Annotated in this window: 8 protein-coding genes and 1 pseudogene; 5 read left to right on the top strand and 4 right to left on the bottom strand. The window is 69.0% G+C overall.

What is annotated here, in order from left to right; translation table 11 throughout:
• The 3 genes from J7E68_RS04685 to J7E68_RS04675 all read right to left on the bottom strand — a co-directional run.
• Positions 1-898, bottom strand: an 898-nt coding sequence (locus J7E68_RS04685) for an NAD(P)-dependent oxidoreductase (RefSeq protein WP_215170306.1), incomplete at its 3' end; no start/stop codon positions are given.
• Positions 895-2223 carry a Gfo/Idh/MocA family oxidoreductase gene (locus J7E68_RS04680; protein WP_215170304.1) on the bottom strand — a complete coding sequence of 443 codons (1329 nt, stop codon included), beginning with the start codon at positions 2221-2223 and terminating at the stop codon, positions 895-897. The genes J7E68_RS04680 and J7E68_RS04685, both read right to left, overlap by 4 nt.
• An 82-nt stretch (positions 2224-2305) precedes the next feature.
• Positions 2306-3316 (bottom strand): LacI family DNA-binding transcriptional regulator, encoded by a 1011-nt coding sequence (locus J7E68_RS04675; RefSeq protein ID WP_396652483.1) that lies wholly within the window; start codon positions 3314-3316, stop codon positions 2306-2308.
• A 67-nt stretch (positions 3317-3383) separates the two neighbouring features.
• On the opposite strand from J7E68_RS04675, the gene J7E68_RS04670 reads away from it, so the two are divergent.
• A complete protein-coding gene (locus J7E68_RS04670; protein ID WP_251048648.1) occupies positions 3384-4427 on the top strand; it encodes a peptidase M24 in 1044 nt (347 codons plus the stop codon).
• Positions 4428-4573: 146 nt separating this feature from the next.
• Here J7E68_RS04670 and J7E68_RS04665 read toward each other — a convergent pair whose 3' ends face one another.
• Complete coding sequence (locus tag J7E68_RS04665; RefSeq protein WP_215170300.1) at positions 4574-5581, bottom strand: LacI family DNA-binding transcriptional regulator; 1008 nt, start codon at positions 5579-5581, stop codon at positions 4574-4576.
• 150 nt (positions 5582-5731) lie between these two features.
• Between J7E68_RS04665 and J7E68_RS04660 the strand changes: the two genes are divergently transcribed.
• From J7E68_RS04660 to J7E68_RS04645, 4 genes and pseudogenes are all read left to right on the top strand, one after another.
• Positions 5732-7261, top strand: a complete 1530-nt coding sequence (locus J7E68_RS04660; protein ID WP_215170298.1) for a sugar ABC transporter ATP-binding protein — start codon at positions 5732-5734, stop codon at positions 7259-7261.
• Complete coding sequence (locus J7E68_RS04655; protein ID WP_215170295.1) at positions 7258-8289, top strand: ABC transporter permease; 1032 nt, start codon at positions 7258-7260, stop codon at positions 8287-8289. Before J7E68_RS04660 ends, J7E68_RS04655 begins: the two co-directional genes overlap by 4 nt.
• Entirely contained in the window at positions 8286-9338 is a 1053-nt protein-coding gene (locus J7E68_RS04650; protein ID WP_215170293.1) for an ABC transporter permease, read from the top strand. The genes J7E68_RS04655 and J7E68_RS04650 overlap by 4 nt, the downstream gene beginning before the upstream one ends.
• 55 nt (positions 9339-9393) lie before the next feature.
• A pseudogene (locus J7E68_RS04645) lies at positions 9394-10289 on the top strand (rhamnose ABC transporter substrate-binding protein); the annotation flags it as partial.

Raw genomic sequence — 10289 nt, 5'->3', positions numbered from 1 at the left:
GCCGTCCGGCGACGAGTTCGGTGCGCCAGGTGCGGGCCGGGCGCCAGCCCAGGAGGCGCGCGGCCTTGGCCGACGAGAAGGCGGGGGTGCTGCCCGTGAGTGCTGACGAGGCGCGCGCGGTGCCGGGGTGGAACTGCGGCAGCAGCTCGCTCAGGGGCCGGCGGGCGAGCGCATCGTCGGCGCCGACGAAGAAGACCTCTCCGTTCGGGATGTCGTCGAGGGCGGCGAGCAGCGTGTGGGCGAAGCCGGCGACGTCGCGGGCATCGACGTAGTTGAACAGCGCAGGAGCCGCGAGAGCGGGGTCGTCGAGGCGCTCGAGCACCGTGTGACCCTGCTGTGTCGGAGCACCGGCCCACTCTTCGGGGGCGATCACGTAGCAGGGGCGGAAGGATGCGAAGCGCACGTCGTCGCCGGTCTGACGCCGCAGCATGTCGACGGTCTGCTCGATCAGCAGCTTCGACAGGGCGTAGGCGTTCCAGGGCTCGGCGGACGATGTCTCATCGAGGGGCAGTCGCTCGGGCGTCCATCCGCGTGGAGCGCCGTAGCCGATGACGGTGGGGCTGGAGGCTGCGACCACTCGACGTATGCCGGCGCGCACCGCCCCGCCGAGCACCGACTGTGCGAGAGCGGCGTTGGTGCGGAGGATCACATCCTCCGGCGCGCTGAACGGCACCGCGATCGCCGCGAGGTGGATCAGCGCGTCGGCATGGGTGCCCGCGAGTGTCGACGCCGTGGCATCCGCATCCGTCAGGTCGAGCGAGAACTGGGTGATGCCGGGGCGTGCGAGGTCGTCGGTCGGCTCGCGGTCGATCGAGACCATCTCATGCCCGGCGTCCGCGAGGCCCGTGACGAGCGTGCGCCCGAGCCTGCCGGAGCCGCCGGTGACGACGATCCTCATCGTCGTGCCAGCAGCGCGATCCCGAGCTCTGAGACCTTCACCGGCAGTCCCGTCTCGAGTGAGCGGTTGCCGGCGATGCCGACCGCGATCGAGCGGATGCCGTCGGTCCAGTCGGCCGGGCGGGCGAGCGGGTCGTCGCCCGCGCCCTCGAAGACATCGGAGAGCAGCAGCTCGTCGCCCCCGCCGTGACCGCCGTCGCCGCCGTCGATCGGCACCTCGTAGGCAGCCTCCCAGTGCCGCTGCACGATCAGCCGCTCGCTCTCGGGGCGCAGCGAGGTCGTGCCGTCGCCGCCCGAGAGGCTGGGGTCGATGTGCGGATGCAGTCCCTCACCGGCGAGCACGGCTCCGCGTTCGACGACTTCGAGCTCGACGCGACCCAGCGTGCCGTTGACCGCGACGCGATAGCCCTCCCACGGCGAATGTGCGTTCAGCGAGTACGACATCGTCGCGCCCGAGGCGTAGTCGACGACGAGGGCCAGATTGTCTTCGATCGTGATTCCCTCGCTGAAGACGTCGAGGTCGCGCTTGTATCCGTCGTGCTCCTCGGCGTCGAGGTAGAGCGCAGCCAGGCGCTCATCGGTGCGGAGGTCGAGTTCGAACAGGTCGCCGTCGTCGTGGGTGCCTCGGGCGGGGCGCTCGCCCAGGCCGCGGCTCTGCGCGTTGTCGGCGCCGTAGAAGCGCAGTCCACCTGAGGCGAAGACGCGGGTCGGCTGCGAGCGGATCCACCAGTTGACCAGGTCGAAGTGGTGGCTCGACTTGTGCACGAGCAGACCGCCGGAGTTCTTCTTCTCACGATGCCAGCGACGGAAGTAGTCGGCGCCGTGGTTCGTGTCGAGCATCCACGAGAAGTCCACCGAGGTGACGTCGCCGATCGTGCCGTCCTGGATCACCTGGCGCAGTGCGCTGTTGCGAGGGGAGTAGCGGTAGTTGAACGTCAGTACGACCTGACGGCCGGTGCGCTCGACCGCGTCTTCGATGCGCGCCGCGCTCGCCGCATCGATCGTGAGCGGCTTCTCGACGACGACGTCGGCACCGGCCTCGAGTGCACGGACGATCAGCTCGGCGTGCAGGTCGTCGCGGGAGCAGATGATGACCCGGTCGACGCGCTCGTCGCGGATGACCTGTTCGAGCTCGTCGGGCGCGGCGAGTCGGGGCGCGGGGGCGCCGACCTCTGCGATGCGGTCGGCGTAGTGCGCGGCCCGCACGGGGTTCGGCTCGATGATCGCCACGAGCTCTGCGCGATCGCGGTGCGTGCCGATGATCCCCTCGACGTACATCTGTGCGCGGGCTCCGGCGCCGGCGAGGGCGTAGCGGGTCTTCGTCATCGTGATCCTTCTTTGATCTCGAACTCAGGAAACGTTTTCTTGACGATAGCACAGCGCGTTTCCGTCACGTCGGACGCAGCCCTCAGACGACGCCCGGAGCAGCGGTGCTGCCGCGCACGACCAGAGTCGGCGTCAGAGTGAGCGCCGGGGTGGGATCGCCGCCCGTGAGCTGGGCGTGCATCGCGGCCCAGGCTGCCGCGCCGATCTCGACCGCGGGAACCGCGGCCGTCGTGAGCGGCGGCGAGGTGTACGCGGCGAAGGGGATGTCGTCGAAGCCGGTGATCGACAGCTGCTGCGGCACGTCGACCCGCCGGATCGTCAGGGCGGAGAGCAGGCCCATCGCGACGAGGTCGTTGTAGGCGATGACCGCCGTCGCTCCGCTCGCGAGCACCTGGTCTGCCACCGCCGTGCCGCTGTCGAAATCGACGCCGGCGCTGATCTCCTCGACCTCGAGTCCGTCGACGACAGAGACCGCCGCCTCGATCGCCTCCTGCCGGGCACGGTGCGTCACGCTGCGGGTGGCGCCGGCGAGATACACCAGCCGTCGGTGACCGAGCGAGGTCAGATGGTCGACGATCTCGCGCATGCCCGACCCGTAGTCGGCGCCGACGACGGGAGCGCTGGACTGCGGTCCGCGGTTGATGACGACGGCGGGGGAGAGTGCGGGGAGCAGCCGGGCGAGGTCTGCCTCGGGCATGCGGGGAGCGCAGAGGATCACACCGTCGGTGCGCAGCCTGGTCGCCCTGGCGAGGGCGTGCTCCTCATCGAGGTCTTCCCGCGAGTCGGCCACCAGCACGTGATAGCCGTCGGCCGTGGCTGCCCGGCTGAGGCCCCGCAGGATCGCCTGGAACGTCGGGTTCTCGAGATCGGGAATGACGACGGCGACGGTCTGCGTGCGGCCGAGCACCAGGCTGCGGGCCACGGGATTGGCGGTGTATCCGAGCTGTACGGCGGCCGCCTGCACGCGCTCCGCGAGGGCCGGGTCGACCGTCGGGTTTCCGTTCATCGCGCGAGACACGGTCGAGAGCGATACTCCGGCGAGTTTGGCGACATCGGTGATGCCGGGGCGTGACGATGCGCGTGTCATCAGCATCCCTCCGTTCCGCGATCGGTCGCGGCTGTCGTCATACTACGAGAAAACGTTCTACAGGGAGAGTCGCATGGTCGGAGCATCCGAAGACCGCATCGAGAAGCAGGATCGCGTCGCCCGCGTGCGCACGGAGTTCGGCGGTATGCCGCTGATTCTCACTTCGCACGAGGCGGTGTCGTGGTACCTCGAGGGCGTGCGCACCCACGTGTCGCTCGCCGGTGCGCCGGTGCTCGCCGTGCGGGCCGCGGCCGACGGTGACGTGCTCTTCGTCGCCGACAACGAGGCCGACCGGATGATCGCCGAAGAGCTGCTGCCCGAGGATGCCGAGCGCGTCGTCCGAGTGCCCTGGTGGCCCTCGCGGGCGGTCGCCGCCGCCGAGATGGCGGGGGTCGCCGAGGCGGATGCCGCCGCGCAGCTACGCGCGGCGCGGGCACGGATGCTGCCGGCCGAGCGTGCGAGATATCGCTCGCTCGGGCGTGAGACGGCCGAGACGCTCACCGATGTCCTCGCTCGGGTCTCGCCGGCGCAGAGCGAGCGCGCCGTCGCGGCCGTCGCCGCTGCAGAGCTGATCGCTCGGGGCATCGACCCGCTCGTCGTGCTGGTCGCCGGCGCCGAGCGCGGCGGGTTCCGGCATCCGCTTCCGACCGCCGGCGTGCTCGGCGAGCGCGCGATGATCGTCGTGTGCGGGCGACGCGACGGCCTGATCGCCAACGCGACCCGGTGGGTCGGTGAATCGGTCGACGAGGAGCCGATTCTGGGGGTCGAGCGTGCGTTCCTCGACGCGTCGGCACCGGGCGCGCGCCTCGACGAGGCGTTCGCGGCAGGCACCGCGGCGTACGCCCGCTTCGGGTTCGATGCCGACGAGTGGCAGCACCATCACCAGGGCGGGCCGTCCGGGTATGCCGGTCGCGATCCGCGAGCGACGGCATCCTCTGCGGATCTGCTCGTCGAGGATCAGGCGTTCGCCTGGAATCCGACCGGGCCGGGCCGCAAAGTCGAAGACACCATGCTGCGCACCGATGACGGCTGGGAGGTGCTCACGGTCGATGAGCGCTGGCCGTCGGTCGAGTACGAGGGGCTGCGGCGGCCGGTCGCGAGGGCGTACGAAAGCTGAGCGGGGGTCTTATCGGGGGGCTCGACGCCGAATGCATGCTCAGATGGCGGATGCATGCCGGAAAGGCCGATCTCGGCATGCACCTGTGTTCTCGGCATGCAGATGTGCGTGAGCCGCCGAGGTCGGCCGGGGAAGACGGCGTCGGATCAGCCGCTGGTCGAACGGCGCACGATCAGCTCGGGCGGGAACACGGTCTGGCGCGGGATGCTCTCGGGGTCGGCGGCCTCTTCGAGCACGATCCGCAGCGCGGTGCGGCCGATCATGCGGCTGGGCTGGCGGATGGATGAGAGGGGGACGGCGGCAGCCGCGGCGAACGGGTTGTCGTCGAAGCCGATCAGTGCGATCTCGTCGGGCACGAGCACGCGCCCACCCGACACGAGCGACTGCAGCAGTCCGAGGGCGAGCAGGTCGTTGGCGGCGAAGAGGGCATCCGGCCACTCGCGCCGCGGGCGGGTGAGCAGTCTGGCGCCGGCGGCGACACCCTCTTCGACGGTCATCGCCGCGGTCGGGACGACCTCGAGTTCGACATGCACCGCCGCGTTCTCGGCTGCGGCGCGGGCGCCGGCGAGGCGGTCGGTGACCTGACGGATGTCGAAGGGGCCGCCGACGAAGGCGATGCGGCGACGCCCACCCTCGATCAGGTGCTCGACGGCCAACCTGCCACCGGCGACGCTGTCGACCGAGACCGACGAGAATCCGCTGTCGGCGCTGAACCGGTCGACGAGAACGGTCGCGATGCCGCTCGCACGGAACCGTCGCAGCTGCGTCATGACATCGCCGTACGGGGCGATGAGCAGACCGCGCACCTGCTGCTCGCGGAACAGGTCGAGATAGACCTTCTCGCGCGAGGGATCGTCGTCGGTGTTGCCGTAGAGGATCGCGATGCCGTGGCTTGACGCCTCGTCTTCAGCGCCTCGGACCACGTCGTTGTAGAAGGGGTTCTGCCCGTCGAGCACCACGAATCCCACGGTCGTGCTGACGCCGGCGCGGAGCTTGCGAGCCGCGTCGTTGCGCACATAGCCGAGCTCTTCGATCGCCTGGGTGACGCGTTCGACCGAGTCGCTCGAGACCTCATCCGGACGGTTCAGGACGTTCGAGACGGTACCCACCGAGACGCCCGCACGGACGGCGACATCGCGGATGCTGATCGGCATTCGGCTGTCCTCTCGTCGTCGGGCGGATCACGCTTCGGCATCGGGGGTTGACCTGAGACCGGCATCACATACACTAGCCTGAAACGAGCTTGAATCGATTCAGGTAAAGTTCATTCCGATCATCATCCCCCTCAACGGAGAGGAAAGCCAGTGGTAGACGCAGCCTCCGCCCGCAGCGCTCCCCCCACCGCGCTCGAGCTGCATCGGGTCGTGAAGTCCTTCGGCCCCGTCGTCGCACTCCGCTCCGGCAGCCTGACGCTCCGCCCCGGTTCCATCCACGCCCTCATCGGCGAGAACGGCGCAGGCAAGTCGACGCTCGTGAAGATCATGGCCGGTCTCTACCGCCGTGACTCCGGGGACTTCCGCCTGCACGGCGACGACGTCGACTTCACCAGCACCGCTCAGTCGAAGGCCGCGGGCATCGCGGTGATCTACCAGGAGCCGACGCTGTTCCCCGACCTCTCGGTCACCGAGAACATCTTCATGGGGCGCCAGCCCACCGGCTTCCTCGGCCGCATCGACCGCAAGGCGATGCGCACCGAGGTCGACCAGATCTTCCGTCGCCTGGGCGTGACGCTCGACCCCGATCGCATCACCGAGGGCCTGTCGATCGCCGACCAGCAGATCATCGAGATCGCGAAGGCGATCTCGCTCGATGCGAGCGTGCTGATCATGGACGAGCCGACGGCCGCGCTCAGCGGTGTCGAGGTCGACCGTCTGTTCGCGGTCGCCCGGAGCCTGCGCGACGAGGGCCGTGCGATCCTCTTCATCTCGCACCGCTTCGACGAGGTGTTCGACCTGTGCGACACGGTCACCGTCATGCGCGACGGCGCCTACATCGACACGACGGCCATCGCCGAGACGACGGTCGATGAGCTCGTCCGCCAGATGGTCGGGCGGGATGTCACCGAGCTCTTCCCCAAGCAGGAGGCCGTCGTCGGCGACCCTCTGCTGGAAGTCACAGCGCTGACCCGCCCCGGAGTCTTCCACGACATCTCGTTCACCGTTCGAGCGGGCGAGATCGTCGCGTTGGCCGGCCTCGTCGGAGCGGGCCGCTCCGAGGTCGCCAGGGCGATCTTCGGCGTCGACCCGTACGACGAGGGCGAGGTGCGGATGCTCGGCGCAGCCGTCGCGCGTCGCAGCCCGACCGCGGCGATGCGCAGCGGACTCGCGCTCGTGCCCGAGGACCGCCGCAAGCAGGGGCTGGTCATCGAGGCGGGCGTCGGCGGCAACATCACGCTCGCGATCCGTCGGCGCCTGTCGAAGTGGGGTCTGATCACCAGCGGCATCGAGAACCGCGCGGCCAAGGAGTGGGCGTCCCGCCTCGAGGTCAAGACGCACGCGCTCGACACCGTGGCATCCACCCTCTCGGGCGGCAACCAGCAGAAGGTCGTGCTGGCCAAGTGGCTGGCCACCGATCCGCGCGTCCTGATCATCGACGAGCCGACCCGAGGCATCGACGTCGGCACGAAGTCCGAGGTGCACCGGCTGCTCTCGCAGCTCGCGGGCGAAGGCCTGGGGATCCTCATGATCTCGTCCGAGTTGCCCGAGGTCCTCGGCATGGCCGACCGCGTGCTCGTGATGCGCGAAGGCCGCATCACCGCCGAGATCTCCCGCGACGACGCCACCAGCGAGAACGTCATGTTCGCCGCCACCCACTCATCGGAGCTGCACTCATGAGCACCACCACCGCACCCGCGGCCGCCGCTCCGGCGATCGCGAAGAAGCCGGGCGGCATCGGCCGGGCGCGAGAGTTCGGCATTCTCGCAGCTCTCGTGCTCGTCGTGATCGCCGCCACGGTGAAGAACCCCGCCTTCCTCTTCAGCTCCGACGGCTGGCGCGACCTGCTGCTCACCCCGTCGATCCTCATGCTCGTCGCGGTCGGGCAGGCGATCGTCATCATCACCCGCAACGTCGACCTGTCGGTCGGCTCGGTGATGGGCCTGACGGCCTATCTGACCGGACGCCTGTTCGTCGACGTCCCCGGCATCCCGATCGTCGTCGTCGTGATCGCAGCCGTGCTGCTCGGTGCCTTCCTCGGCCTCGTGAACGGCGCGCTGGTCGCATTCGCGAAGGTGCCGGCCATGGTGATCACGCTCGGCACGCTGTATGCCTACCGCGGCATAAACGTGCTCTGGACCGGCAGCGACCGCATCAACGCCTCCGACATGCCGAAGGACTTCCTCGGGCTCGGCACGCAGCAGATCCTCTTCATCCCGGTGCTGTCGATCATCGCGGTGATCGTGCTCGCACTCGCGGCGTGGTATCTGCGCAACACCCGCGGCGGTCGTGAGTACTACGCGATCGGATCAGACCCGTCTGCCGCAGAGCTCTACGGCCTCAAGGTCACCCGCCGCGTGCTCTCTGCGTTCGTCCTCTCGGGCGCACTCGCAGGTCTCGCGGGCGTCTTCTACGCCGCCCGCTACGGATCCATCAGCTCGCAGGCCGGCAGCGGCTGGGAGCTGGATGCGGTCGGTGCCGCCGTCATCGGCGGCATCGCGATCACCGGCGGCGTCGGCACAGTCTGGGGCGCGGCCATCGGCGCGATGCTCCTCATGACCATCAACCGTGCGCTGCCGATCCTCGGCATCCCGGACTTCTGGCAGCGCGCCGTCGTCGGCGTGCTCATCATCGGGGCCATCGTGCTCGACCGGGTGCTCGCGGTCAGACAGAGACGCCAGCTCATCGAGGCGAGGGACGAATCATGACCACGACAACGACGACCACGTCGACGCGCGTCATCCGCGACTACGACCGTCCGCTCTGGCGACGCGTCTTCATCAACCGCGAGTTCGCGATCATCGCCCTGCTGGTTCTGGTGACCATCGTCGCCGCGGTCTCGATCCGCGGCTTCGCGCAGCCGATCACCGCGAACTACCTGCTGCTCGACGTCGCGCCGATCCTGCTCATCGCCCTGCCGATGACCCTCGTGATGATCACCGGAGAGATCGACCTCTCGGTCGGATCGATGGTCGGACTCGCCAGCGTCGTCACCGGTGTGCTCACCGAGTCGGGTGCGCCGTTCGAGGTGGCGGCCCTCGCCGCCCTGGTCGTCGGGGTCGTCGGCGGAGCGTTCAACGGCTTCCTCGTGACGATCGTCGGACTGCCCTCGCTCGCCGTCACCATCGGCACGCTCGCGCTCTTCCGCGGTCTCGCAGTGGGTCTGCTCGGCACCACGGCCGTCACCGACTTCCCCGAGACGTGGACCGCTCTCGCGAAAGCCAAGATCGCGGGAACGACCATCCCGTACATCGTGATCCCGTTCCTCGTCCTGCTCGTGCTGTTCGTCGTGCTTCTGCACTTCACGCCGTTCGGCCGTGGGGTGTTCGCGATCGGACTCTCGAAGGACGCAGCGCGATTCTCGGGCGTCAACGTCGAGCGCACGAAGTTCATCCTGTTCGTGCTCTCGGGCGTCGTCGCAGCCTTCGCGGGCATCTTCTACACGCTGCGTTTCGGCAGCGCCCGAGGAGACAACGCCACGGGGCTCGAGCTGCAGGTGATCGCGGCCGTCGTGCTCGGCGGCGTCTCGGTCTTCGGCGGCCGTGGACACCTGCACGGTGTCGTCGCCGCGGTGCTGCTCATCGGAGTCCTCGGCAGCAGCCTGCGCCTCGCGGGCGTCACCTCCGACGTCATCAACATCATCACCGGCGGTCTGCTGATCTTCTCGGTCGTCGCAGCCAGCGTCCTCGCCTGGGCGCAGCGCGTCCGTGCGAAGACCGGTCCGCCGCTCCGCGTAGCAGCCTCTCCCGCACCATGAGGCAGCCTCACATCGCCGGCACCCGCCAGCGGTGATCATCACGAAAGGAAGAACAATGACGTTTGCACGTAAGAAGATCGCGGGGTTCGCGGCGGTCGCCGTGGCCGCAGCGCTCGTGCTGAGCGGCTGCGCCGACACCAGCGGCGGCTCCGGCGGCTCGGGCTCTGAGGGCGAAGGCGGATCCGACAACCTCGCCATCACGTTCCTGCCTAAGAACCTCGGCAACCCGTACTTCGACACCTCGAGCGAGGGCGGCAAGACCGCCGTCGACGAGTTCGGCGGCACGTTCGCCGAGGTCGGCCCGGCTGNNGGTCGTCTCGGCCAACGACCCGAAGGCGATCTGCGACGCGCTGAACGAGGCGCGTGACGCGGGCGTCAAGGTCGTCACCTTCGACTCCGACACCAACCCCGAGTGCCGCGACCTGTTCATCAACCAGGCCGACTCCGAGGGCATCGCCAAGGTGCAGGTCGACCTCATCGCCGACCAGATCGGCGGAGCCGGCGAGGTCGCGATCCTGTCGGCATCGGCCAACGCGACCAACCAGAACGCCTGGATCGACCTGATGAAGGAGTACGCCGCCAGCGAGTACCCCGACATCACCATCGTCGAGACCGTCTACGGTGACGACGACGACCAAACGTCGTTCGACAAGACCGCGGCCCTGCTGCAGAGCCACCCGAACCTGAAGGGCATCATCTCGCCCACCACGGTCGGCATCGCTGCTGCCGCGCGCTACGTCTCGACCTCGGACTACAAGGGCAAGGTCGCCATCACCGGTCTCGGCACGCCGAACCAGATGCGCGAGTACGTCGAAGACGGCACCGTCACCGCGTTCGCGCTGTGGAACCCGGCCGACCTCGGCTACCTGGCAGCCTTCGCCTCGAAGGCGCTGATCGAGGGCGACATCACCGGCGAAGAGGGCGACACGTTCGAAGCCGGCGAGCTCGGCG

The sequence above is a fragment of the Microbacterium sp. ISL-103 genome (assembly GCF_018613995.1).
Lineage (GTDB): Bacteria > Actinomycetota > Actinomycetes > Actinomycetales > Microbacteriaceae > Microbacterium.
This window is presented reverse-complemented; position numbering and strand designations above follow the sequence as displayed.

What these genes read in the sequence shown, in the direction of transcription:
- J7E68_RS04680 (WP_215170304.1), bottom strand. Translation starts at nt 2,223, where the DNA reads ATGACGAAGACCCGCTACGCCCTCGCCGGCGCCGGAGCCCGCGCACAG.
- J7E68_RS04675 (WP_396652483.1), bottom strand. Translation starts at nt 3,316, where the DNA reads ATGCTGATGACACGCGCATCGTCACGCCCCGGCATCACCGATGTCGCC.
- J7E68_RS04670 (WP_251048648.1), top strand. Translation starts at nt 3,384, where the DNA reads ATGGTCGGAGCATCCGAAGACCGCATCGAGAAGCAGGATCGCGTCGCC.
- J7E68_RS04665 (WP_215170300.1), bottom strand. Translation starts at nt 5,581, where the DNA reads ATGCCGATCAGCATCCGCGATGTCGCCGTCCGTGCGGGCGTCTCGGTG.
- J7E68_RS04655 (WP_215170295.1), top strand. Translation starts at nt 7,258, where the DNA reads ATGAGCACCACCACCGCACCCGCGGCCGCCGCTCCGGCGATCGCGAAG.
- J7E68_RS04650 (WP_215170293.1), top strand. Translation starts at nt 8,286, where the DNA reads ATGACCACGACAACGACGACCACGTCGACGCGCGTCATCCGCGACTAC.